Here is a 23878-nt window from a genome sequence, read left to right as displayed (position 1 = left end):
TTGGATAAATACGCTTGTGGTTTCTTTAAAGACACCTTAAACGCCGCTGAATATCTTTGGAAAGAAATGCCTGCTCGGTATCATACTGCTCGTATATAAACGGTGGCAGTCAGGAGACCACGTGCGAAACATCGCATCGCGGGACGAGTATGTGCCGCAGCATGGCAGCAGATATAAGACGAAGGGCACGTCTTCGCGTGGCCTTGCCGGCGCTCGCATCCGCGTGAGGAAGATTGCCGCCATTGGGATGCTAACGTCGGCGGTTATTATCCTCGGAATTACCGTTAAAACCTACGCCTCGGAGCGAACGGTGCGCCCAGATGCGTCAACGGTACAGCTGCAAAACGAGAAGGTTTCAAAGTCCAAAGCGTCGGCAGATCAAGCTCTGTCGACAGCAGATCTCAAGACGAGACTTTCGAAGGCGGACTTCAACGATATCCCTTCGGGTGATACCGTTCGGACCTTCTCGTTGGTGGATAACAAGACTCCTGCCTTGGAGGATGAGAGCCTTGCCTCGCTCCAGGATGCCCTGTGTCGGGCGCAGGAGCTGGGCGACGTGGGTGTAGTGTTCTACGACCTATCGAGCGGTAGGGGCGTGACGTATAACGCCGATGTCGAGGTGTATGGAGCGAGCAGCTACAAAGCGCTGTATGCGCTCTATATTTGCGAGACGTTGGTCGAATCGGGGCGGGTGTCGCTCGATGGGCCTTTAGCCACGTATGGTGGTTGCAGCATGGGCTGGCAGACGGTGCGCGACCTTATCGAGAATGCCGTCGCCAACTCAGACAACGATTCGTTTATCGCGTTACGCGCGGCGTTTGACCATGATGGCTATGAGGATTGGATTGCCAATCTGGGTGTTGATGACGAAACGGCACTGAATCCGATGAGTGATTTTCCGACCTACTGCCCGCGCACTTCTGCGAGGTTATGGCGCGAGATGAGCGAGTATCTGAGCATGGATACCGAGACTTCACAGTGGTTGTCAGGCCTTTTGGCATCAACATCGCGCTCGTTTATTCGCGATGGCATTGCGGACGATCAGGTCTTGGTGCGCAACAAAGCGGGTTGGATCAGCGAGGACGGCTACTATTCGACATGCGATGCAGGCCTCATCGACATCGATGGCCGTACCTATGTCATGAGCGTCATGACATCGATGCCATCGAGCGACCGTTCGAGCGAGGTTACGGCTGCGATTGCAAAGGCTCTGTTTGATACGCGAGCTGCACTGGCTTAGCGTGTTCGTTTGGCGAGGTCAAACAAAATGCTGGTACCATACCTTGGTTGAGAATTTCGTATAGGTTTGGGGAATGGTATGGCTACCATCGCGATTATCGGTGCGCTCGAAAAAGAGATCATGCAGATTAAGGAAGAGCTGAGCGACGTTTGCGAGGCACGGGAGGCAGGCTTGACCGTTGTGAGCGGTGAGCTCGACGGCCTGACAGTTGTCGCCACAACGGCGGGCATGGGCACGGTGAACGCCGCCGCTGCAACACAGCACCTCATTAGCAAGTATGCTCCGCAGGCTGTTGTGTTTTCGGGCATTGCGGGCGGTTTGAACCCCAAGCTCCATATCGACGACGTGGTCATTGGCAAACGCCTACGCTATCTGGATACCGATACCGCGCTTATCGCCGAGTCCGCACCGGGGCTCGAGGAGTTTGGCTCGACGCCCGCGCTGGTCGATATTGCCGCCGACGTGCTTGCTGAGCGTGGGTTTGTTGACGCTTCGAAAAATGCAGTCGCTTCGAACGAGGGCACCAAGCAGTTCCTGGTCGGCACGATTGCCACGGGTAACCGCTTTGTGACGGGCGCCACCATGCGCAATGACGCTATCGAGGCGACGCATGCCGATTGTGTCGGCATGGAGGGCGCGGCAATTGCCCATGTCGCAACCAAAAATGGTGTCGATTGCCTGGTGTTGCGCGCTATCAGCGATAATTGTGACGAGGCGTACGATGCAATTTGCGAGCGCGAGTTCGATCTGTTCGAGTACGCGCGTGTCGCAAGTGACATCACGCTCGATATCGTCCGCCGCATTGCCGCTGCGCAATAGCGCGTCTATTTGTAAGAACCTACGACCAAGGAGTGTCCATGGCCGATTCCATTAACTACCAGCTTGCCAAGTTCGTCGCCAGCTATGGCAAGGTTTCGCAGATTCCCGAGTCCACCTGCCCCGAGGTGAGCTTTGTCGGCCGCTCCAACGTGGGCAAGTCGTCGATTATGAACAAGCTATTTGGCCGCAAGAACCTAGTCAAGGTTTCCAGTACGCCGGGCAAGACGAGCAACATCAACTTCTTTGAGGCCGACGACGTGCATTTCGTGGACCTGCCGGGTTACGGTTTCGCCCGTCGCTCCAAGGCCGAGCGCGACCGCTGGGCCGAGCTTATCGGCGACTTTTTCGACTCCGAGCGCAGCTTTAACTTGGTCGTCTCGCTGGTGGACATTCGTCACGATCCCAGCAAGCTCGATCATGACATGATCGACTACCTGCAGGGCAATGAGTTCAACTTTATCGTCTGCCTCACCAAGGCCGACAAGCTCAGTCGCACCCAGCAGGCCCGCCAGGCAGCAGCCATCAAAAAGCAGCTCAACGTTCCGGCCGAGAACGTAATCATCACAAGCTCCCAGACCGGCACCGGCATCGACGAACTCAAAAAGCGCATCGCCGAGGCTTGCCTCTAGTAAGGGTTCTTGGCAGGCAATAGTTTGCATCTATCTATATCACCCCAGTGATAGTTATTGGTACACTATCACTGGGGTGATATTTTTGTTTGGAGGTCGATATGGAGCTTTGGCACGGGTCGGAGGTTGTTGTCGAGCATCCGTCGTTGGATAAATGCAGACAATTCAATGACTATGGGTGTGGGTTTTATTGCACGCCACATGAGGAAATGGCAATGGAGTGGGCATGTCGGACTGAGTCTGATGGCATTGCAAATCGATATGAGCTCGATATGGATGGTCTCGCAGTCTTGGATTTGGAGTCCGGGGAGTTTTCAATTCTCAATTGGCTTGCGATTTTGGCTAACAATAGGGAGTTCAATGTTTCGACACCGCTGGCGCGCGAAGGACTTCGCTATCTGCTGGATAACTGCCTGATTGATATTTCTCCCTATGACGTAATTCGAGGTTATCGCGCCGACGACTCCTATTTTTCGTTTGCAAGACAGTTTGTCAGCGGCATGATCTCGCTCAGGCAGCTGCAACGTATCATGCGCTTGGGTGATTTGGGTATCCAATATGCTCTTATGAGCGAGTGCGCATTTTCGGCGATTAGATTCTGCGATTGGAAGCAGGCTTTGGGGTCTGAGTTTTATCCCAAGCGTTTTGAGCGAGAGCAGAATGCTCGACGCAAATACTTGGATACGGTTAACGGGTTCGATTCCGAAGGTATCGACATTAGGGATTTAATGGCAGGGAGGGTTGATTTAAATGATCCAAGAGTTAACGGATTGTGGGCCGAGTAGGACATACCCCGTCTACTACCTCGAGGATGCAATGAACAACCTCGGCGACTGCTTTGACTATGCCGTTAACGATTATGGAGCAGAAGGATCGGAAGTTGCTGAACTCTTTTGCCTGAGCGGCGTAGCTCGCGAGTTCGAACGCGGCAACGCATGGGTCGTATCGGGAAAATCGGGCGTTGAGCTGTTCGCGCTTATCGCTGAAAGGTCCGGCTATCAGAGCGGGTCTATACCGGATCGCACCTATCGTTTTGAGAAGACGCCAGAGTATTGGACAGGCTGGATACTGGCATATCTGCAGTGGCGTTTAGGGGAGTCTTTCGAAGACCTGCTGCATGTCGTTCCGTTTGACGCACTGCGCAGTCTGTACTATCCCTGGCATGAAGCCTCGGAGGAACGCGTGGCTCGCCTCGTCTGCGATATGGCGAAAAAAGCGTCCAGGCAAACCAAACTTGCGTTAGCAAGAAAGAAGCTTAAGAAAACCCAACAAGACCTGGCATACGAATCGGGCGTGTCCCTCCGCTCAATCCAAATGTACGAACAACGCCAGAGAAACATCAACGAAGCCTCGGTAACAACCGTAAGGGATATAGCAAAAGCCCTACACTGCAACATCGAAGACCTCCTAGAGCCAGTCTTCGAATACAAAGAAACCAGCGCCGCCTAAACCAGGCACGCAGCCGATGCCCGCCTCTAGGAAGTGCTCCAGCCTAGCAAGAGCCCCTACCAATAAAAAGCCAAACTATCAGCCCGGCGACTTTCCAGAGCGTAGGTCCCTGTAGCCGCCGCCGGCGAAGTTAACATAGGGGAGGCCAGGGGGCTTTGCCCCCAAATCTTTCCGCAGGACGGCAGGACCCCCGCCGCACGAAGTGCGCAGCGGGGGTCCTGCCATGTCCGAGGACGATTTGGGGGCAAAGCCCCCTGGCCTCCCCGGCGAGTATACGGGACGGCGACTACAGGTATTCGATCTGGGCGCCTTCCGTGTCGCACGTCAGAATATGCGTATCACACTTAGGGAACTGCTCGCGCAGCTTGACCTGCAGGAACTTTGCCACGATGGTGTCGTCAGTCACGGCCATGAGAGTCGAGCCCGAGCCGCTGATCCAGATGGTCTTGGCGCCGCCGTTAAGGCAGGTGTCGCGCACGGCGTTGTAGTCGGGAATCAGACGGCGACGATAGGGTTCCTGGATGCGGTCGTCATTGGCGGCGGCAATCAGGTCGAGGTCACCAGTCTCCAAGCCGCGCGTCATGCCGGCGATGCGGCCCATCTGCCACACGGCGGTGGAGAGTGGAATCTCCTGCGGCACAACCTTGCGCGCCTCGCTCGTATGCACCTCGTAGGGCGGAATCACGGTAATAAAACGCAGGCGATCGCTCACCTCGTAGCGCAGGCACTGGGGGAGCGAATCGGTCGGCGTAAAGGAACAGACGGCGCCGCCCAGGATAGCGGGGGCGACGTTATCGGGATGGCCCTCGACTTCGGTGGCAATGCGAACCAGCTCGGCGCGGTCGACGGTGTGGCCTGTCAGTGCGGCGGCGGCCATAATGCCGGCGACGACGCAGGTGGAGCTGGAGCCCAGGCCGCGGGCGACGGGCACGTCGGTCTGGATGTCGATGGCAACGGGAAAAGCCGGCTCGCCCCATGCAGCCAGTGCATCGACAAAGCTCACGTAGACCAGGTTGTTCTCGTTTTGGAATTCCTCGGGGCAGCCCGTGATGGTGAGTTTGTCGGCGCGCTCGAAGGTGAAGTGCGAGTAGAGGCTGACGGCCATGCCGAGGGTATCGTAGCCAATGCCCAAGTTGGCGCTTGTTGCTGGGACGGTGATCTTGATCATGTGAGTCCTCCTGGCGTGCCTGGCTGTTTAGTTCGCTGCTCGGGCAGTCCTGCGCAAGACGGAAAGCACATTAAGTGCTTTCCTTTGCGTGCGGAACTCGCGACGAACTAAACAGCCAGGCACGCTATGCACGTTCGTCATCATCCCGGTAGGTATCTGATAAAAGAAGGTGCGCCGGCTTTCGCCGGCGCCTTATAAGGGGTTTAGTTGGTTGCTATCTTTTTTGCAGCCTGCTCTACGTAGCTGGCCATCTCATCGACGTCGCAGACGTCTTCGAAGCGGACGGGCTTGGACTCGAGTTCGGCGAGCTGGGCTGGGGCGACCGTGTTGGTTGCCTGCTCGAGCACGCGCATGGCCTCAAAGTCGTCCTCGGGAACGTCGAGGCCCAGGGCATCGCAGCAGGCGCGCGGGAACTTGTAGGGGCTGGCGGTCGAAAGCAGCACGCGGGCCTTGGCGCCCTCGGTGGGGGCGACCTGCTCAAAGACGTGATAGCCGCAAGCGGTGTGCGGGTCGATCACGTAGCCGTTGGCATCCCAGCAGCTCTTGATGGCGGCGCGAACCTCGTCCTCGCTGGCCCAGCCGCAGCCAAATACGCTCTGGATCTTGGCCAGCAGCTCGGCAGGCACCTCGTAGCGACCGGTCTGGGCAAGCTGCTCCATAAGGCCGGCAACGAGCTCGCAGTCGCCGTCGGACAGGAAGTAGAGCATGCGCTCCAGATTAGAGCTAATAAGGATGTCCATCGACGGCGAAATGGTCGTGAAGAACGGACGGTTGCGGTCGTAGACGCCGGTGGTCAGGAAGTCAGCGAGCACGTTGTTCTTGTCGCTCGCGACGATGAGCTTGGCGACGGGCAGACCCATACGCTTGGCATAGTAGCCGGCCAGGATATCGCCAAAGTTGCCGGTCGGTACGCAGAACTCCACGGCGTCGCCGGCCTCGATAGCGCCGGCGCGCAGCAGCTGCGCATAGGCGGCAAAGTAGTAGACGACCTGTGGCACCAGGCGGCCGACGTTGATGGAGTTGGCACTCGAAAGCACCGTGCCGGCGGCCTCAAGACGCTCGGCAAGCTCCTTATCGGCAAAGATACGCTTGACGGCACTCTGGGCATCGTCGAAGTTGCCGCGGATGCCGCAGACGGCGACGTTATCGCCCTCCTGCGTGGACATCTGCAGGTTCTGGACGCGGCTGACCTTGCCCTCGGGATAAAAGACGGTGATGCCCGTGCCCGGGGCGTCGGCAAAGCCGGCGAGTGCGGCCTTGCCGGTGTCGCCTGACGTGGCGGTGACGATCATGATGCGTTCGGCGCCGCCGTCCTTGGCGGAAGTGCGGGCCATGAGGCGGGGGAGCATCTGTAGGGCGACGTCCTTGAAGGCGCTTGTGGGGCCGCCAAAGAGCTCCATCACATAGGTCTGAGGGGCGTCAGCGCCCGGCGCTGCGTCGAGTTTGACGAGCGGCGTAACCTCTTCACTCGCGAACGTGCCGCGGTATGCCTCGTCGACACACGCCGAAATTTCTTCGGCCGTGTAATCATTCAGTAACATTCCCAACACATCTTGAGCGATTTCAAAGTACGATTTATCTGCAAGCGAGCTGATATCGACCTGCTGGGTGCCAAGCTCGTCCGAGACAAACAAACCCCCGTCGGGAGCGATGCCGGTGCGGATTGCCACCTTACTTGAGCACGATAAAGTGCGTCCTCGTGTACTATGATAAGTTCCCATATAACACTGCTCCTCGGATGCCTTGGTCCCAATCGGTGAAACCATGGTATCAGAGCGCGCAAAGTAGGTTTGCAGAGGCTTTTTAGAAAGGTAACCTCCAGCCCATGATTAAGATTGCCAAGTTTGGCGGCTCGTCGGTCGCCGACGCCGAACACTTTAAGAAGATCAAGGCCATCGTCGATGCCGACCCGGCTCGCCGTTTTGTGGTGGTTTCCGCCTGTGGTCGCCGCTTTAAGGGCGACACCAAGGTGACCGACCTGCTCTACCTGGTTAACGCGCACGTTAAGTATCACGTGTCGTGTGAGGAGCTGCTCGAGGACATTGGCCAGCGCTACTTTGATATTGCTGACGAGCTAGGACTCACCTATCCCATCCGCGAGGAGTTTGCGGCCTTTGCCGAGCGCGCCCGCTCGGGCGGCTACTCTACCGAGGAGCTCGTGAGCCGCGGCGAGTACTTCACCGCTCGCCTGATGGCCGAGTACCTGGACCTGCCGTTCCTGGACGCCGCGACGGTTGTGGCGTTCCATCACGACGGTACGCTCAGCATGAACCGCACCTCCGAGCTGGTGCAAGAGTACGGTCAGCAGGGCGGCTTTGTTATGCCTGGCTTCTACGGCGCGACGCGCGAGGGCCAGATCAAGCTGCTCGACCGTGGCGGCGGCGACATTTCCGGCTCGATCCTGGCCAAGTGCCTAGGCGCCGACCTGTACGAGAACTGGACCGACGTTTCGGGCTTCTATTCTGCCGATCCTCGCATTGTGCCCGAGGCTCAGCCCATTGCGCGCGTTACCTACGAGGAGCTGCGCGAGCTTTCGTACATGGGCGCAAGCGTCCTGCACGAGGAGGCCGTGTTCCCTGTGCGTGAGGCGGGTATTCCGCTGGTCATCAAGAACACCAATGCACCGCAGGACCCCGGCACCATCATTAGCGAGACGGCTGATGAGGGCGAGGCGGAGCCCATCATTACCGGCGTGACCGGCAAGCGCGGCTTTGTCGCCATCAACGTCGCCCGCGACCGCACCAAGCCCCGTGTTGGCTTTATGCGCCGTGCGCTTTCGGTGTTCGAACGCTATGACGTCTCCGTCGAGCACATGCCCACCGGTGTCGACCGCTTTGGCGCCGTGGTGCAGGAGCAGGATGTGCACGACTCGCTGTACTCGCTCGTGGGCGACATTCAGCAGGAGGTCGAGCCGCTCGAGATCGAGGTTGTCGAGGGCCTGGCGCTTATCGCGACCGTCGGCCGTAACCTGCGCGGGCGCGCAGGTATCTCGGGTCACCTGTTTGGCATGCTTGGCCAGGCCGGCGTGAGCGTGCGTATGATTTCGCAGAGCTGTGACGAGATCAACATCATTATCGGTGTCGAGGAGAAGGACTTCGACCTAGCGATTCAGACCATCTACCGTGCCTTCTCCGACGAGAACGGCATTGTGAAGGTCTCCGATCTGGAGGTCCCCGCGCCGGTCGATCCCGCCCTGGCCACGCTCCACAAGTAGCTGCTATCCCAGTAGATTTTTGGACTTGCCTCAAAAATCTATGGCGGGGCGTTTCGTTTCGGTTTCGTTTCGACGGGGCGGGTTTCGTGCCCGCCCCGTTCTTGTATACACTGGCAACAATAATCGGCCTGCTTGGCGTGCGGGCAAAAGCCACAACCTTTAAAGGGGGAAGCATGAAACAGTACACGGTTGCTATTTTGGGCGCGACGGGAGCCGTGGGCACCCAGATGCTCGAGTGCCTCAACGAGCAGGAGTTCCCGGTTGGCAAGCTCAAGCTGCTGGCGAGCGCGCGTTCTGCGGGCAAGACCGTCGAGTTCCGCGGCGAGCAGATCGTGATCGAAGAGGCTTGTCCCGAGGCCTTTGAGGGCTGTGACATTGTGCTTGGAGCTGCCGGCGACGACATCGCGAAGGAGCTACTGCCCGAGGCCGTCAAGCGCGGCGCCGTCGTGGTCGACAACAGCCATGCCTTCCGCATGGATCCCGAGGTGCCGCTGGTTGTGCCCGAGATCAATGCCGACGACATCAAGTGGCATCACGGCCTTATCGCCAACCCCAACTGCGCGACCATTATCGGCCTGGTTCCCACGTGGCCGCTGCATCAGCTCGCTGGCGTGAAACGCATGATCGTCTCGACGTACCAGGCGGCTTCGGGTGCTGGCGCCCCCGGTATGGCCGAGCTCGAGGCTCAGCTGGCCGCCCTGGGCCGTGGCGAGGAGATTCCCGAGCCGCGCGCGTTTGCCGCCCAGCTGGCGAGCAACCTGATTCCGCAGATTGGCGGCGTCAAGGAGGAGGGCTTTACCTCCGAGGAGATGAAGTTGCAAAACGAGGGCCGCAAGATCATGCATCTGCCCGAGCTGCGCGTGAACTGCACCTGTGTGCGCGTGCCCGTGCTGCGCTCTCATTCCGAGAGCATTACGCTTGAGTTTGAGCGTGATATTACGGCCGAGGAGGCCCGTGTTGCGCTGGCTGCCGCTCCGGGCGTGAAGCTGGTTGACGACATGAGCGCCGAGGATGCGCACGAGCGCTTCCCCATGCCGATGGATACGTCCGACCAGGACCTGATCTGGGTCGGCCGCGTGCGCCGCGACATCTCGAACCCCGAGGCCGCGCGCGGTATCACCTTCTGGTGCTGCGGCGACCAAATCCGTAAGGGCGCGGCAACCAACGCCGTCCAGATCGCTAAGCTGCTCTGCGAGTAGTGTGGCCTGTCCGGCGGGGGCCGGGCTTAGTTTTCAGAACGTCCTCGACCATGTGTGGCGCCTTGTCCTGCTCCTTCGGAGCCGCGGACAAGGCGCCACACTGGTCTGCGGAGTGTTCTGAAAACTAAGCCCGGCCCCCGCCTGCGGTGACTCGGCTGCGAGCGGCCAGCGATGGGGCCGTTGTTGGTTGGGGCCGCTGGGCTGATGTGAGGGCACGTGGCCGCTGCGGGCCCTGGTCCCGGCGGTGGCCTCGGCGCTTTGCGCCTGCCGCCTTGGGGGACTGTGGGGCGCGGCCGGCAGCTGCGGCGCTGCGCGCCTGCTGCCTTGGGTGACTTTGGGGTCGATTGGGGTTGTCTGCACAATTCGCGGTATTATGTTGCGGAGTTTTGAAAGGAGCCGCTGGTGGTCACGACGACGTTTGCTTCGCCTTTGGGCGAAATCTTGCTTGCCGCTGATGGCCGCGGTTTGACGGGGCTTTGGTTTGAGGGGCAGGAGCACTTTGGCTCCACGCTTCTCAAAGAAGATCCCGAACATGTTGAAGGCGCCGATGCAGTTTCTGGTGCTGGCGGCATGTCGTCGGTGAGTCCGGCAAATGGTGCAGCGTCTTCGGTGCTTGAGCGTTCTTGGGCTTGGCTGAATGCTTATTTTGCAGGACAGGAACCTCGGTTTACGCCGCCGTTGCATTTGATTGGCACGGCGTTTCAGCGTGAAGTTTGGTACGAGCTGCTTTCTATTCCGCGTGGCGAGGTCGCTACGTATGGCGAGATCGCCCAGCGTGTTGCGGCTCGACATCGTGTGCCGGGAAATGAGACACCCGTTGTGTCTCCCCGTGCCGTGGGGGCCGCGGTCGCTCGCAACCCTGTTTCGATTATTGTGCCATGCCATCGCGTAGTGGCGGCCGACGGCTCGCTTAACGGATATGCCGGCGGGCTTGATCGCAAGGAGTGGCTGCTTCGGCTTGAGGGCGCGTACGAGGAGTAACGCTCGAGTACTTTGCCTGTAGTAGCCGACTTCGACCAAAGCTCGCTCGAGTTCGCTTTGATTAGAGCACTTAAGACCCTTGTTTTCTGTCAATAGTGCTATCTGTTCGTTGATGGATATCCACGACTTCTGGTATTTCATTTAAGCCTCTTGATATAAAAAGAGCTGGAGTTGCGCATCGTTGAGAGGCTTTCCAGCTTTAGAGACATAAAATTATAAGATACGATGACCTGCGTCAAGGAAGCTGCCAGATGATCTTGGAGCGGCTGATTGCCTGGCCTAAAACCTGATGCGCGGGACGGCGCTCCGCGCTATTCAGCGCGCTTGATAGGATGACGAACCACGGTCTTTAGTTTCTCCGGTGCACATTTGCGTGGATCGGAGAGATAGATTTCGTGATGTAAACGGGTGCCTGAGAAGTCGGGGACATAGCCCTGCTCGGTCGTGTATTCATGCATAGCGTTTACGGTCGCCGGTTCGTCGTCATAGGGCCCGGTGTGCATGCATTGAACGCAGAGACCCTCGTCAACTTTAAGCAGCTCGACGGCAGAAAAGTCCAGTTTCTTTTTGGCCGTGGCCTCCGCGACTGCCCAGTCAAAATCATCTCGGCTGACGAAATCGGGCAGGCGGATGCACGAGATAAAGTTGAAATCGTCCTTGCGTACATAATCGATGTCGCCGCTCGGGGAGTCTTGCCACCAGAAACCCTCGAGCGGAGGTACCACAAAGTCGAAATAGCCCTCGATACTCCTTGAGCCTTTCTTCGACATCTTGACGGTATAGGCGATGCCGTAAAGCAGCGGCAGGGCGTTTTGATACTCGCCACCTTCAGTATTTGGGTCGCCCTTTCCGCGAACGGCAACGTAGCTCATAGGCGGGACAGTTACGATACTCGGCTTGCTCGCAGGTCTGTAGAGCTCCTTGCATTCCTTCTTAAAGTCGAACGCCATGTTGGCCGCCTTTCTGCGTATTGGCCTGCTTAGATAACGGAATCATATCATAGAAACGAACAGCTGTTCGAATGATTTGGCTGACAGATTGAGATGCGTGCGTTGTGTTTGGCGGTCGGCCTGACTCCGTCGATGATTTCTCTGCCTCCCCGGCGCCTCATTTATAGCTGCCATTTCCCCATATAAAACCTGCCAAAATAAACCTGTCCCTTTTTGGTGGGTGCGAAATGGGTAATACTAAAGAGTTATCCGACCAGATGGGAACCGATCGATGGCCTATATCGAATTCAAAGACGTCATCAAGACATACGGCGAGGGCGACGCCCGCATTCACGCACTCGACGGCGCGAGCTTTACGGTCGAGCGCGGCGAGCTCGCCATCATTTTGGGTGCTTCTGGTGCCGGCAAGACCACGGCGCTCAACATTCTGGGCGGCATGGATACGGCGACTTCCGGCACCGTGACGGTGGACGGGCGCGATGTGAGCTCCGCTAACGAGGCGCAGCTCGTGGAATACCGCCGCGCCGACGTCGGCTTTGTCTTCCAGTTCTACAATCTGGTCCCCAACCTGACGGCGCTCGAAAATGTTGAGCTTGCGGCGCAAATCTGCCCCGATTCGCTCGATGCCGAGCAAACGCTTTGCCAGGTTGGCCTGGGCGAGCGCCTGGGCAACTTTCCGGCGCAGCTTTCGGGTGGCGAGCAGCAGCGCGTGTCGATCGCCCGCGCACTGGCAAAGAACCCCAAGCTGCTCCTGTGCGACGAGCCCACGGGCGCGCTCGACTATAAAACCGGTAAGCAGATCTTGCAGCTGCTGCAGGATACCTGCCGCAAGCAGGGCATTACGGTCATCATCATCACGCACAACTCCGCGCTCGCGCCCATGGCCGATCGCCTGATTCGCTTTAAGAGCGGTCGCGTGGAGAGCGAGACGGTCCAGCAAAATCCCGTGCCTATCGAGACGATCGAGTGGTAGCGCCCATGGACCAGGACCGCCAAAACAGCCTACGCCACGACGCGCAGAATACGGAGCGCGAGCAGGATTTTACGACCTACCGCACTGCCCAAAGCTCAAACGACATGGTGCCGACGGTGTTTCGCCGTGGCATCTACCGCACAATCCGAGGCAGTCTTAAGCGCTTCTTGTCAATCGTCGTGATCACCGCGCTCGGCGTGAGCGTGATGTGCGGCCTTAAGGCGGGTTGCGAGGACCTGTGCGATTCGGTTGACGCCTACTTCGACCAGCAAAATGTCTATGACATTAACGTGCAGTCGACCTATGGCCTGACTGACGATGATCTCGACGCCATCCAAGAGGTCGATGGCGTCGAAACGGCCGAGGGCATCTACACCGAGACCGCCTACACCGCCGTGGGCACAACGCGCGAGCGCGTGGTCGTGCAAAGTCTCTCCAAGGAGAATATCGATCAGCCAGTGCTCGTGAACGGCGATTTGCCCGAGAGCGCCGATGAGGTCGCGGTGACTTCGAAGTTCCTGAAGGCTTCGGGCAAAAAGCTCGGCGATACGGTGAGCTTTGCTGCCAACGATGCGAGCTCGTCGAACCAAAGCGCCAAGGATCAGTTTGCCGATGGCGATTACACCATCACGGCCGAGGTTCTCGATCCCACTGATGTGAGCTCCGACTCGACGGTCAACGCCTTCCGTGCCGCCTCGGCGGCGGACTATAAGTTCTATGTGAGCGAGGACGCCGCGACATCTTCTTCCTACTCCGCGGTCCACGTGGTCGTCGAGGGAGCCAAGGATCTCAACTCATATTCGGATGCCTACGCGGCAAAGATCAATGAGGTCAAGGGCAATATAGAGAAGATCCGCGAGGAGCGTGAGAAGGCGCGCGCTCAGGAGCTGACGGTCGACACGCCGACAAGCTTGGATGCGGCCGAGCGTCAGGCCGCCATGCTCTTTGGGATCGAGCAGGACAACATCAATCGCATGGCCGAGGGCAGCGACGAGCGTGCGCAGGCGCAAGCCGACCTGGACCAGCGCCGTGCCGCCGCCGACCAACAGTTTGCCGACGCCCGCGCCGAGCTTTCCGACCTGGGCGAATGCACCTGGTACATCCAGGACCGCGGCAATATCGCAAGCTACTCGAGCGTGGAGAGCGATAGCTCGTCAATTGAAGCCATCGCCACGGTGTTCCCGTTCATCTTCTTTATCGTCGCCGTGCTCATCAGCCTTACCACCGCCACGCGTATGGTCGAGGAGGAGCGCACGCTCATCGGCCTGTATAAGGCGCTCGGCTATTCGCGCGGACGCATCCTGTCCAAATACGTGGACTATGCGCTGTGGGCTTGTCTGATCGGCGGCGTGCTCGGCAACATCATCGGATTTGTGGGCCTGCCGCTGTTCCTGTTTACGGTGTTCGACGACATGTACTCGCTGCCCCAGATGCTGCTTTCGTACGACATCGTGTCCTCGATCGTCTCGGTGGCGCTGTTTGCCGTGGGCGTGGTGGGCGCCACGATTATCGCCTGCCGCCACGAGATGGCCGAGACCCCGGCCTCGCTTATGCGTCCCAAGGCCCCGCGCGCTGGCTCGCGCATCTTGCTCGAGCGCATCGGCTTTATCTGGCGCCGCATGGGCTTTTTGAACAAGGTCGCTGCACGCAACCTATTCCGTTACAAAAAGCGCGCCTTTATGACCATCTTTGGCATCGCGGGCTGTACGGCGCTTGTGATTTGCGGCATGGGCATCCGCGATACGTCGGTGGCGCTTTCGCCCAAGCAGTACGGGCATATCACGCGCTATGACCTGCTGGCGGTTGCCAATCCCGACGATTTTTCGCAGACGTGCGCGGCATTGGATGAGCGAAGCGCAGCCAAGGATTCCGACGTGACCGTGACTTCGACGCTGCCGATTATGACCGACAACGTCACCTTTACATTCGGCGGAAAGAGCGAGACCGTGCAGCTGATCGTGGTGCCCGATGACCGCACGAACGATCTGGACGACTATGTTCGCCTTGAGGATGAGTCCAAAGAGCCACTGTCTTTGCGTGACGGAGACGTGTATCTGAGTAAGAGTTCACAGCTGGTGCTGGGGATTCAACCGGGCGATACGGCGCACGTCCAGGATTCGTCGCTCAACGTAGCCAAGGTCAAAGTCAGCGACATTTCGCTCAACTATCTGGGCAATACGCTTTATATGACGCAGGGCACCTATGAGCGCGCGTTCGGTCGAAGCGTGCGCCTTAACGGTGTCTTTGTGCTGCTTAAGGGCTCGTCGGCCGACCAGATTGCGTTTAGCAAGAATCTTAAGAGCGACGGTTGGCTTACGATTTCGAGTACGGCCGAGCATTGGGAGAACTACGAGGCGAACTTTACGATTATCAATTCCGTCGTGGTGCTCGTGACCTTTATGGCGGCGTGCCTATCGTTTGTGGTGGTGTTTACGCTGTCCAACACGAATATCTCCGAGCGCGAACGCGAGCTGGCGACCATCAAGGTGCTGGGCTTCCGCCGTGGCGAGGTGCACCATTACGTCAACAAGGAGACGTTGATCCTCACGGCAATTGGCGCCGCGCTGGGCGTGCCACTGGGCGGCTTGCTGGCCGAGAGTTTTACGTACATTTTGCAGATGCCGTCGCTGTACTTTGACGTCGAAGTCGAGCCGCTAAGCTACGTGCTCGCCGTGGTGCTTTCCTTTGGCTTTACGTTTATCGTCAACCTCGCCACCAACCGAACGCTCAACAAGATCGACATGGTCGGCGCCCTCAAGAGCGCCGAGTAACCTGCCTGGGATTCAAGCTGTAGCGAGCTGTAATGTACCACAACCGCATTTTTGCATAAACCGCCCCGCCGATTGCATATTTCGGCGGGGCGGTTGCTTTTTGCCCGCGGGTACCCCAGGGGGCGGCGTGCAAATTCCGGAGAATTCAGCATCCCGGAGTCCGCGAGTGTGGGAGCGGGCGCACAAAAGCGCATTGAAAGCCTGACTTTGAGCTCCGGCGCCTCGAGGACCGCTCATTTTTTTTGCAGAATGCGGCCCGCGGCGCCTGTCTCTCGCCCAAAATCCAGTATGCAGGCACCCTCGGCTGCTGAATACTCCCAAAAATGCACGCCGCATCCTACCCCACGCACCCGCAGTAAGAAGACGAATAGCCTCGGCCTCCCCAGTCACCGTAGGAGGCCCCAGGGCTTACCTCCCAAATCTTTCCGCAGGACGGAAGGATCCCGCCGCGCGAAGCGCACGGCGGGATCCTGACATGTCCGAGGACGATTTGGGAGGTAAGCCCTGGGGTCTCCGATGAGAGCAGTTTCGGCCGAGGCTATTCGTCGCCGAAGCTGATGCCCAACGCCTTGGCCTCGCGCACCAGGTCGCTCTGGGGGTCGACAAACTTCAGCTTGCCGGCGACATCTTCGAGCGGCATGTGGCACATCTTGCCGTCGCGCAGGGCGATCATGTAGCCAAACTCGCCGCGCAGGCAGCCAAGCGCGGCCTCGACGCCGCACTGGGTCGCAAAGATGCGGTCCTGAGCGTCGGGCTGGCCGCCGCGCTGCGTGTGACCGGGGATGGCGACGCGGGTCTCGCGACCGGTCTTGGCCTCGATCTCCTTGGCGATGTCGTACACGATTGACGGGCTCGTGCGCTCGGCGAGCTTCTTCTTGTACTCCTTCTTGGACAGCGCCGCGTCCTCCTTGGAAATAGCGCCCTCGGCGACGGCCACGATGGTAAAGCGGCTGCCGGTCTCCATGCGATGCTCGATGGTCTTGATGACGTTATCCATGTCGTAGGGGATCTCGGGAATCAAGATGACATCCGCGCCGCCCGCGACGCCGGCGTATAGCGGGATCCAGCCAACCTTGTGGCCCATGATCTCGATAACGAACACGCGGCCGTGGCTCGAAGCGGTGGTGTGAATGTCGTCGATGCACTTGGTGGCGACGTCGATGGCGCTCGTAAAGCCAAACGTCAGCTCGGTGCCCCAGGTGTCGTTATCGATGGTCTTAGGCAGGGCGATAACGTTGAGGCCCTCTTCGCGCAGACGGTTGGCGGTCTTGGTGGAGCCGTTGCCGCCCAGCATAAACAGGCAGTCGAGCTGCAGCTTATGATAGGTGTGGACCATTGCCGGCACCTTCTCGACGCCGTCGGCCTCGGGAATATCCAGGCGCTTGAACGGCGTACGGCTCGTGCCCAGGATGGTGCCGCCACGGGTAAGGATGCCGCTAAAATCGGCGGGCGTCATGACGCGGAACCGGCTGTAGATAAGGCCCTGGTAGCCGTCCTCAAAACCATAGATCTCAATAGGCTCTTCGCTATTGGTCATAAGCGTTTTGACAATGCCGCGCATGGTGGCGTTGAGCGCCTGGCAGTCGCCGCCACTGGTAAGAAGACCGATCCTAAGCATGATGAATCCTTCCGGGCAAGTTATAACATGCGCATAAGTTTACCCCCGCACACTGTTGATACGGGGGTAAAACGTGTTAGCTCAAGCGTATAGAAATGTAAACAACGTCAGGCGAGCGTAAGGTCGACGAGCCTGGGTCCTTACAGTGCGAAGGCGTCGACGTCGCCCCAGTGGCGGCGCAGCGTAATGGCGGCGGCGGGTTCGGTATTGTCAAAGACGACCGACCATTGCGTATTGCTGGTGATGTCTTTCGGATTGGGTTCTTGCGCTGCAGCGCGTAGGGCCTTCCAAGCGACTGCCTCGTCCTGGGCACCGACATGGGCGTCAAGGACATCGGCGATTGCGATGGCGCGCTCTTTACCATGGCCCAGCTCGCCATTCTTTTGGTTGGGCAGCACTTCGTCGCCATAGCAGGCGTAGAAGTTCGTAACCTGGCGTACAGGAGTCGCTTTGAAAGCACGGTCCGGATCGCGCGGATCCCACTCTACTACGCGCGCGTCACCGGCGGCGTCGTTGATAAAGAAGTGGTAATCGCGTCCTGCCATGGCGTGCATGTCGTAGGCGGAAAGCAGGTCGACAGCTTCTTGCGTGGTGGCGGCACGGTCGAGCACCAGACGGATGGCGAGCGAGGTATTGATGACGGGGCGTTGCGCGTCCTGGTCACAGGGCTTGGAATCCAGGGTGAGTACGGCAATGGACACGCCGCATTCGTTAACACCGTCGAGCTGGCCAAACGGGCCCATGAGTGCGGCGGCCCGTCCGGCGACGGAGTCAAGCGGAGTGTTATCGCCCAGGTTGTTAAGGGCGGCAAACCCGATGGAGGCATAGCCGCCGCGTGGGTGATTGCGCACCAGCAGCGCCGAGGTGTCGTCCTTAAAGTCGTAATTGCGACCGGTGCGCACGCGGCCTTCGGCATCTACGGCGACAAAAGCGCTGCAGGCAAACTGGGGCGCCTGGACATGTACCGGCACACCGGGCAGCACCTGCGCCACCACGGCATCGATGTAGGCCTGGTCGTCGCGCACGCCAGCGGCGATGATGCGATTAAGATCGTAGTCGTAGGCGATGTCGATTGCGTACAGGTCATAGCCATCCGCGTAGCCGGTCAAGCGTTTGAGCGACGCGGCGGACTTGATTTGCTTGTGATAAACGATACCGGTGGCAGCGGCAAGGCTGACGGCGACTCCCGCGACACCGCAGGCGATGGCAATGTTACGTGGCTTCATGGCGGCTCCTCTCGTCCTGTTAGCGTAATTGTCGCAAAAGGTGCACGGGCATGATGGCTCAACTTGGTGAGCGGTGCGGGATTAAACACGGAATGAAGAGTGCAGCGCTGGCGTGGCGGGGTATGCTGGAGGGGACCATCAACCCAGCGAAAGGGGAGAGCATGACGGATCAGGAAACGCCCGAGCGCGCGCACGTGACGGCCGACGATATCGAGGCTGCCAACGACCTTATCGACTTTATCGAGGCATGCCCCAGCATGTTCCATACGGCAGCGACCATTATGGCCGAGCTCGACGAGGCGGGCTTTACCTACCTGCCCGAGAATGCGGCGTGGGACATCGAGCCGGGCGGGCGTTATTACACGCAGCGCAACACCTCGAGCGTTGTTGCCTTTAAGGTGGGCGAGGACCTGGCCGCGACGTGGGGCGAGGACGGCGTTGCCGGCGACTACCATTTTCAGCTGACGGCGTCGCACAGCGACTCGCCTACGTTTAAGGTTAAGGCCGTCCCCGAGCTCGACGGCGCAGGCGAGACGCTGCGTCTGAACACCGAGGCCTACGGCGGCATGATCGACTACACCTGGTTCGATCGTCCGCTGGCGCTCGCGGGCCGCGTACTGGTGCGCGAGGGCGACCGTATTGAGAGCCGCCTGCTTACCACCGAGCGCGAGGTTGCCATTATTCCGAGCCTTGCCATCCATATGAACCGTGGCGTTAACGAGAGCTTTGCTCCCAACCGAGCCGTTGACCTGTGCCCGCTCATCAGCGCCGGTGAACTCAAGCAGGGAGATTTTGACGCTCTGATTGCCGATGAGCTGGACGTTGAGCCCGAGCAAATTTTGGGCCGCGATCTGTTCCTGGTCAATCGTCAGGATGCGCGCATTTGGGGCTGGGCCGACGAGTTTATCTCGACGCCCAAGCTCGACGACCTGGCCTGCGCCTATACCTCGCTGCAGGCATTTTTGGGTGCTGAGAACGCGCGCGATATCTCGGTCTTCTGCTGCTTTGATAACGAGGAGGTTGGCTCCGAGACCAAGCAGGGAGCCATGTCGACGTTCTTGGCTGATGCGCTGCGCCGCATTAGCGGATCGCTGGGCTTCGATGACGAGTCGTACCATCGCGCACTTGCCGCCTCGATGCTCGTGAGCTGCGATAATGCGCATGCCGTGCATCCCAACCACGCCGAGAAGTGCGATGCCCGCAACCAGGTCGTGCTCAACGGCGGCATCGTTATCAAGGAAGCCGCCAACCAGCACTACTGCACCGATGCCTTTAGCCGCGCGGTGTTCCAGGCTATTTGCGATGACGCCGACGTGCCCACGCAGGCCTTCGCCAACAAGAGTGATATGGCCGGCGGCTCCACCCTGGGCAACCTGTCTAACATGCAGGCGAGCATGCACGCCGTAGACGTGGGCCTGCCGCAGCTTGCCATGCACTCGAGCTACGAGACCGGCGGCGTGCGCGACGTGATGTACGCCATCCGCGCCCTCACCGCCTTCTACGAGCGCAACCTAACCATCAACGGCGCCGAAAGCGTGGAGCTCTAATACCTGCCAAAAAGGGACAGGTTTACTTTGGCAGGTTTTATCTGGGCAAATGCCGCAAAGCCAACAGCTGGACAGAATTGTTATGACACCGCAGGTTGAGCAAGCGTCAGCGAGCGATGTCCAGAGCGAACAAGTTGGCATGAAAAAGGCAAGGCATAGACCTTCTGGTCATGCCTTGCCTTTTGAATGACAAATTGTCGCTCTGGGCGGCGCGTAGCGTCGACCGGTCCGCCGTTCGTTAGAACGGCGGAACCCTAATGTTCGATCCAGCAGCGAAGCGTCTCGCCGGCCTGCAGGTGACGCAGGTTCTCCGCGGCGATGTCGACCACGTTATTGAGCGTGGCGGCCAGGTGGAACCAGCCGGAGACGTGCGGCGAGATGAGCATGTTGGGCGCATCCCACAGGGGGCTTGTCTCGGGCAGCGGCTCGGGGTCGGTGACGTCGACCGCGGCGCCGGCGAGATGCCCCGACTCCAGGGCGGCAACCAGGTCGTCGGCGACCACAAGATCGCCGCGGCCGCCGTTGGCAAAGAAGGCGCCCGGCTTCATCGCGGCAAAGAACTCGGCATTCGCCAAGCCACGGGTCTCGGGCGTGCTCGGCATAAAGGATGCGACGATATCGGCCTCGGCCAGGCGCTCGGACAGGGCATCCATGCCGTCCATGTCCTCAAATACAATGGGGTAGACGAGCGGATGGCGCTTGATGCCGCGGACGTGCGCGCCCATGCTGCGGCAGAGCGTGGCAAAGTGGCCGCCGATATCGCCTGCGCCCAGCACCAGCACGTTGGCGTTTCTGAGCGAGGTGACCGGGCCCAAGTCCTCCCAGCGATGTTCGCGCTGCAGATCCTGGTAGCCGGGCAGGCGCTTCATCATAGACAACACCATGGCAAACATGTGCTCGCTCACGGCCTGGCCGTAGGCGCCCACCGAGCAAGACAGTTTGGCGTTGGCCGGCACGGTGCCGGCGGCAAGGTAGTCGTCATAGCCGGCGGTCTGCAATTGCAACAGCTGGAGATGCTCGCATGCCGTGAGCATGTCAGGGTCGATGCTGCCCAAGATCACGTCGGCATCGGCGACCTGTTCACGTGTGGCGGCGTCGGCGCTCGTGTAGATAAAGTCCTCGCCCGGAGCACTCGACTCAAGAATTGCGCGATGGCGGTCATTGACGGGCAGCAAAACCAGGATGTTCACTAGCAGTCCTCTCCGCTCGACCTGCCAAAAAGGGACAGGTTTATTTTGGCAGGTTTTATCAGGCAAAACGTTCAAATAAAACGCCGGATGCAAGACGGGCGTGCCCGTTAGCATCCGGCGTCCGCACGGTTACCAGCTCAGCAGCTCGTAGCCATCCTCGGTCACTACGAGCTGTACCTCGCACTGAGCCGAATCGCTGCCGTCCTTGGTGCGCACGCACCAACCGTCACCCTTGCTGATCTTGATGTCGGGCGCTCCGGCATTGACCATGGGCTCGATGGTAAAGACCATGCCCGGAGCCATGATGGTGTCCACATCGGGCGCCTCGGTGGTAAAGCCCACAAACGGGTCCTCGTGGAACTCCTTACCGATGCCGTGTCCGCCGTACTCGCGCACCACGCTAAAGCCAGCGTCCTCGACCGTCTTTTGCACGGCTTCGGCCATAACGGACAGCGGCAGCCACGGCTTGACGGCGGCCAGACCCGCCTCCACGCTGGCACGGGTGACCTCGACCAGGCGCTGGCGCTCGGCCGAGACCTCGCCGATACAGAACATGCGGCTCGAATCACTAAAGTAACCGTCCAGGATCGTGGAGCAGTCCACGTTGATGATGTCGCCCTCGTGCAACACGTCCGTATCGCAGGGGATACCGTGGCAGACCACGTCGTTGATCGAGGTGCACACGCTCTTGGGATAGCCCTCGTAGTTGAGGTCGGCCGGCGTGCCACCGTGCTCGACGGTGTAGTCGTAGATCATCTGGTCAATCTGGTTGGTGGTCATGCCCGCGGCGATGTGTTCGCCTACGTAATCGAGCACGCCCACGTTGATAGCGGCCGAGCGCTTGATGCCCTCGATATCGGTGGGCGTCTTGTAGAGCGTGCGGGGCAGGACCTCCCAGCCCTCTTCCCACAGGCGCTCAAGGCGCTCGTCGAAGGCGCTGTGGCATTTCTTATATTTTTTGCCGCTGCCGCACCAGCAAGCGTCGTTGCGGCCGGGTACGGGTCCTTTGTCATACATGGCTAACTTCCTTTCATCCGCAGCTAGTATAGCCCACTCACAGGGCAGCTGCGCGCTAGTAGCTCACCTGGCAGGGAATGCCGAGGGCTTGGACGCGCGCGGCAATGGCGTCAAGCACCTCGGGTGCTGCTTTGGCAAGGCCTGCGACCGGTGTCTCGCGCGCCACCGTGTAGATGGTCGCTTCTTGTGGGCGAATGCGCTCAAGCGCCGCGAGCCAGGGGGCGACGTACTCCTCGCCGGTGTTGTCGATGAGCTTGCCCTGATACTCGCCGGTCAAAAAGATTGTCTGGATAATAACGTGACCGTCAAAGCTTGCGAACGTCTCGATCTGGTGCTCGACGTCATAGGGGCCAACGGGCTGGTCGAGCAGCTGGATAAACGCCGGATCGACCGTATCGAGCTTGAGGATGTTGTCGTCGACCATCATGAGCGCGTCGTGCACCTCGGGGCGGTCGGCGCGCGTGCCGTTGGAGAGCACGGCGATTTTGGAGTTTGGGGCAAGCTCGTCGCGCAGCGCGACGGCGCCGGCAATGGCCTGCGGAAACTCCGGTGCGGCGGTGGGCTCGCCGTTGCCTGCGAAGGTGATCACATCGGGGAGCTCGCCCTCGGCTGCCATCTCGCGCAGCTTTGCCTCGAGCGCGTCGAGTACCACGGCGGCCGTGTTGTACGGCTCATGGCAGGGGCGCTCGGCGTTGAGGCCGTTTTCGCAGTAAATGCAGTCGAACGTGCAGATTTTACCGCTGGCCGGCATCATGTTGACGCCGAGCGAGAGACCAAGGCGACGGCTGCGAACGGGCCCAAAGATGGGGCTGGCATTCAAAAACGTAGACATAGGCTTATGCTCCTCAAGACAATTGTGCCTAAGCATAGCATCGGCTCCAAAGCAAGGTATGGGCTCTTGCTTTACAAGTTTCGTTTTTTCACGTCGCCCATTATGCCGCGCCATGAAAAGCCTCGGGTCGGGTAAAGTTAATCTGTTAACAAGGTGTAAGGCAATGTGGGTCCATCCAACCGCGCTGACGTGCAACTGGATGAGCATTGATGATGGGGGCACAACATGAATTTTACGGTCGAGAATGCGGGCACCACGATTGCCTGTCGCGAATATGCCGGCCCAGATGTGTCGCCTGATGCTCCTGCCTTGGTGTGCGTGCACGGCGCTTGTGTCGACGGCACATTTTTCGACGGTATCGCTTGTGAGCTCAGCCGCAACTACCGCGTAATTGCCTACGACCGCCGCGGCTGCGGTGGCAGCAGCGATGCGGCAGACGGCAGCTATGATCTTGCCGCTCAGGCCGCCGACCTGCAAGCCGTGATCGAACACGTTGGCGCTCCGGCAAATGTGCTTGCGCATAGCGCCGGTACGTTGGTGGCGCTGGAGCTTCTTCGCGCCGAACCCCATCTCGTCGCCCGTGCGATTCTGCATGAGCCGGCTGTGTCGGCCGAAGGCGTCGGCATGGGCGCAGCTCCGGTTTTGCTCGATATGATTGCGGCTGGAAAGGTTTCAAGGGCGCTCCGGCTTTTCTTGGGAGCCCTCGGCGACTTGGACCCCGAAGCTCCCGGGATGACCGAAGCGGAAGCCAAACATGCCCTGCGCAATGGTCGTTGCTTTATGGCTAATGAATACGGAACAAATATGACATATGCTCCCGACTGGGAGCGCGTCCGCGCGTCAAAGGCGGTGTCGGCCGTGTTTTTGGGCGAGCTTTCGGTCGATACACCCCGCGAGGCTGGCACGCGAGCGGCTGCCGAATATCTCGATTGCCCCCTTGTGACGATCCCGGGCGCGCATAACGGTCTGCGCGATCGCCCCGTTACGGCGGCAAACGCCGTTCGCGATGTCTTGGAGCGTTAGCACGCTCGATGACCTGCGGGGAGAGGGGCTGT

Annotated in this window: 20 protein-coding genes; 12 read left to right on the top strand and 8 right to left on the bottom strand. The window is 59.5% G+C overall.

Features of this window, described 5'->3' with window-relative positions; translation table 11 throughout:
- The first annotated feature begins 121 nt into the window (after window positions 1-121).
- The 5 genes from GXM19_RS06165 to GXM19_RS06145 all read left to right on the top strand — a co-directional run bounded on the left by GXM19_RS06165 (window position 122) and on the right by GXM19_RS06145 (window position 4137).
- Window positions 122-1240: a serine hydrolase gene (locus tag GXM19_RS06165; protein ID WP_040358957.1), complete on the top strand. Its 1119-nt coding sequence runs from the start codon at window positions 122-124 to the stop codon at window positions 1238-1240.
- A gap of 78 nt (window positions 1241-1318) precedes the next feature.
- Window positions 1319-2059 (top strand): 5'-methylthioadenosine/S-adenosylhomocysteine nucleosidase, encoded by a 741-nt coding sequence (mtnN, locus tag GXM19_RS06160; protein WP_006234870.1) that lies wholly within the window; start codon window positions 1319-1321, stop codon window positions 2057-2059.
- A gap of 38 nt (window positions 2060-2097) precedes the next feature.
- Window positions 2098-2688 carry a ribosome biogenesis GTP-binding protein YihA/YsxC gene (gene yihA / locus GXM19_RS06155; RefSeq protein ID WP_006234871.1) on the top strand — a complete coding sequence of 197 codons (591 nt, stop codon included), beginning with the start codon at window positions 2098-2100 and terminating at the stop codon, window positions 2686-2688.
- Between the two features lie 101 nt (window positions 2689-2789).
- Window positions 2790-3473, top strand: a complete 684-nt coding sequence (locus GXM19_RS06150) for a DUF3990 domain-containing protein (protein WP_006234872.1) — start codon at window positions 2790-2792, stop codon at window positions 3471-3473.
- A 31-nt stretch (window positions 3474-3504) separates the two neighbouring features.
- The gene (locus tag GXM19_RS06145) at window positions 3505-4137 is read left to right on the top strand and encodes a helix-turn-helix transcriptional regulator (RefSeq protein WP_006234873.1); all 633 of its coding nucleotides are present in this window, start codon (window positions 3505-3507) and stop codon (window positions 4135-4137) included.
- 286 nt (window positions 4138-4423) lie between these two features.
- Here GXM19_RS06145 and thrB read toward each other — a convergent pair whose 3' ends face one another.
- Together thrB and thrC are read right to left on the bottom strand one after the other, a co-directional pair.
- The gene (thrB, locus tag GXM19_RS06140; protein WP_006234874.1) at window positions 4424-5305 is read right to left on the bottom strand and encodes a homoserine kinase; all 882 of its coding nucleotides are present in this window, start codon (window positions 5303-5305) and stop codon (window positions 4424-4426) included.
- A gap of 203 nt (window positions 5306-5508) precedes the next feature.
- On the bottom strand, window positions 5509-7026 hold the full coding sequence (gene thrC, locus GXM19_RS06135) for a threonine synthase (protein ID WP_040358959.1): 1518 nt from the start codon (window positions 7024-7026) through the stop codon (window positions 5509-5511).
- Window positions 7027-7130: 104 nt separating this feature from the next.
- Here thrC and GXM19_RS06130 point away from each other — a divergent pair, with 104 nt between their 5' ends.
- From GXM19_RS06130 to GXM19_RS06120, 3 genes are all read left to right on the top strand, one after another.
- On the top strand, window positions 7131-8519 hold the full coding sequence (locus GXM19_RS06130) for an aspartate kinase (protein WP_006234876.1): 1389 nt from the start codon (window positions 7131-7133) through the stop codon (window positions 8517-8519).
- 173 nt (window positions 8520-8692) lie between these two features.
- A complete protein-coding gene (locus tag GXM19_RS06125; RefSeq protein ID WP_006234877.1) occupies window positions 8693-9718 on the top strand; it encodes an aspartate-semialdehyde dehydrogenase in 1026 nt (341 codons plus the stop codon).
- A 402-nt stretch (window positions 9719-10120) separates the two neighbouring features.
- Window positions 10121-10699 carry a methylated-DNA--[protein]-cysteine S-methyltransferase gene (locus GXM19_RS06120; RefSeq protein ID WP_239057599.1) on the top strand — a complete coding sequence of 193 codons (579 nt, stop codon included), beginning with the start codon at window positions 10121-10123 and terminating at the stop codon, window positions 10697-10699.
- A gap of 311 nt (window positions 10700-11010) precedes the next feature.
- Here the strand turns inward: GXM19_RS06120 and GXM19_RS06115 are convergent, their stop codons facing one another.
- Complete coding sequence (locus GXM19_RS06115) at window positions 11011-11649, bottom strand: GyrI-like domain-containing protein (RefSeq protein ID WP_006234879.1); 639 nt, start codon at window positions 11647-11649, stop codon at window positions 11011-11013.
- 271 nt (window positions 11650-11920) lie between these two features.
- Between GXM19_RS06115 and GXM19_RS06110 the strand changes: the two genes are divergently transcribed.
- Together GXM19_RS06110 and GXM19_RS06105 are read left to right on the top strand one after the other, a co-directional pair.
- Window positions 11921-12622, top strand: coding sequence for an ABC transporter ATP-binding protein (locus GXM19_RS06110; RefSeq protein ID WP_006234880.1), 702 nt, complete (start codon window positions 11921-11923; stop codon window positions 12620-12622).
- Between the two features lie 5 nt (window positions 12623-12627).
- Entirely contained in the window at window positions 12628-15393 is a 2766-nt protein-coding gene (locus GXM19_RS06105) for an FtsX-like permease family protein (protein WP_006234881.1), read from the top strand.
- A 538-nt stretch (window positions 15394-15931) separates the two neighbouring features.
- Here GXM19_RS06105 and GXM19_RS06100 read toward each other — a convergent pair.
- Entirely contained in the window at window positions 15932-17011 is a 1080-nt protein-coding gene (locus GXM19_RS06100; RefSeq protein WP_006234882.1) for a 6-phosphofructokinase, read from the bottom strand.
- Window positions 17012-17151: 140 nt separating this feature from the next.
- On the bottom strand, window positions 17152-18237 hold the full coding sequence (locus GXM19_RS06095; protein WP_006234883.1) for a carcinine hydrolase/isopenicillin-N N-acyltransferase family protein: 1086 nt from the start codon (window positions 18235-18237) through the stop codon (window positions 17152-17154).
- A gap of 161 nt (window positions 18238-18398) precedes the next feature.
- Between GXM19_RS06095 and GXM19_RS06090 the strand changes: the two genes are divergently transcribed.
- Window positions 18399-19784 (top strand): M18 family aminopeptidase, encoded by a 1386-nt coding sequence (locus GXM19_RS06090; RefSeq protein WP_172544927.1) that lies wholly within the window; start codon window positions 18399-18401, stop codon window positions 19782-19784.
- 254 nt (window positions 19785-20038) lie between these two features.
- Here GXM19_RS06090 and GXM19_RS06085 read toward each other — a convergent pair whose 3' ends face one another.
- The 3 genes from GXM19_RS06085 to GXM19_RS06075 form a co-directional block, all read right to left on the bottom strand.
- Entirely contained in the window at window positions 20039-20974 is a 936-nt protein-coding gene (locus GXM19_RS06085) for a D-2-hydroxyacid dehydrogenase (protein ID WP_040358963.1), read from the bottom strand.
- Window positions 20975-21103: 129 nt separating this feature from the next.
- Window positions 21104-21991 carry a type I methionyl aminopeptidase gene (gene map / locus GXM19_RS06080; protein ID WP_006234886.1) on the bottom strand — a complete coding sequence of 296 codons (888 nt, stop codon included), beginning with the start codon at window positions 21989-21991 and terminating at the stop codon, window positions 21104-21106.
- Between the two features lie 55 nt (window positions 21992-22046).
- A complete protein-coding gene (locus tag GXM19_RS06075; RefSeq protein ID WP_040358964.1) occupies window positions 22047-22823 on the bottom strand; it encodes a radical SAM protein in 777 nt (258 codons plus the stop codon).
- 225 nt (window positions 22824-23048) lie between these two features.
- On the opposite strand from GXM19_RS06075, the gene GXM19_RS06070 reads away from it, so the two are divergent.
- Window positions 23049-23846 carry an alpha/beta fold hydrolase gene (locus GXM19_RS06070; protein WP_050766111.1) on the top strand — a complete coding sequence of 266 codons (798 nt, stop codon included), beginning with the start codon at window positions 23049-23051 and terminating at the stop codon, window positions 23844-23846.
- Window positions 23847-23878 lie beyond the last annotated feature (32 nt).

Source organism: Collinsella aerofaciens ATCC 25986 (assembly GCF_010509075.1).
Lineage (GTDB): Bacteria > Actinomycetota > Coriobacteriia > Coriobacteriales > Coriobacteriaceae > Collinsella > Collinsella aerofaciens.
This window is presented reverse-complemented; position numbering and strand designations above follow the sequence as displayed.

Bases quoted from the DNA above. Each gene is read 5' to 3' on its own strand.
- mtnN (WP_006234870.1), top strand. From the start codon at position 1,319: ATGGCTACCATCGCGATTATCGGTGCGCTCGAAAAAGAGATCATGCAG.
- yihA (WP_006234871.1), top strand. From the start codon at position 2,098: ATGGCCGATTCCATTAACTACCAGCTTGCCAAGTTCGTCGCCAGCTAT.
- GXM19_RS06150 (WP_006234872.1), top strand. From the start codon at position 2,790: ATGGAGCTTTGGCACGGGTCGGAGGTTGTTGTCGAGCATCCGTCGTTG.
- GXM19_RS06145 (WP_006234873.1), top strand. From the start codon at position 3,505: ATGAACAACCTCGGCGACTGCTTTGACTATGCCGTTAACGATTATGGA.
- thrB (WP_006234874.1), bottom strand. From the start codon at position 5,305: ATGATCAAGATCACCGTCCCAGCAACAAGCGCCAACTTGGGCATTGGC.
- thrC (WP_040358959.1), bottom strand. From the start codon at position 7,026: ATGGGAACTTATCATAGTACACGAGGACGCACTTTATCGTGCTCAAGT.
- GXM19_RS06130 (WP_006234876.1), top strand. From the start codon at position 7,131: ATGATTAAGATTGCCAAGTTTGGCGGCTCGTCGGTCGCCGACGCCGAA.
- GXM19_RS06125 (WP_006234877.1), top strand. From the start codon at position 8,693: ATGAAACAGTACACGGTTGCTATTTTGGGCGCGACGGGAGCCGTGGGC.
- GXM19_RS06115 (WP_006234879.1), bottom strand. From the start codon at position 11,649: ATGGCGTTCGACTTTAAGAAGGAATGCAAGGAGCTCTACAGACCTGCG.
- GXM19_RS06110 (WP_006234880.1), top strand. From the start codon at position 11,921: ATGGCCTATATCGAATTCAAAGACGTCATCAAGACATACGGCGAGGGC.
- GXM19_RS06105 (WP_006234881.1), top strand. From the start codon at position 12,628: ATGGACCAGGACCGCCAAAACAGCCTACGCCACGACGCGCAGAATACG.
- GXM19_RS06100 (WP_006234882.1), bottom strand. From the start codon at position 17,011: ATGCTTAGGATCGGTCTTCTTACCAGTGGCGGCGACTGCCAGGCGCTC.
- GXM19_RS06095 (WP_006234883.1), bottom strand. From the start codon at position 18,237: ATGAAGCCACGTAACATTGCCATCGCCTGCGGTGTCGCGGGAGTCGCC.
- GXM19_RS06090 (WP_172544927.1), top strand. From the start codon at position 18,399: ATGACGGATCAGGAAACGCCCGAGCGCGCGCACGTGACGGCCGACGAT.
- map (WP_006234886.1), bottom strand. From the start codon at position 21,991: ATGTATGACAAAGGACCCGTACCCGGCCGCAACGACGCTTGCTGGTGC.
- GXM19_RS06075 (WP_040358964.1), bottom strand. From the start codon at position 22,823: ATGTCTACGTTTTTGAATGCCAGCCCCATCTTTGGGCCCGTTCGCAGC.
- GXM19_RS06070 (WP_050766111.1), top strand. From the start codon at position 23,049: ATGAATTTTACGGTCGAGAATGCGGGCACCACGATTGCCTGTCGCGAA.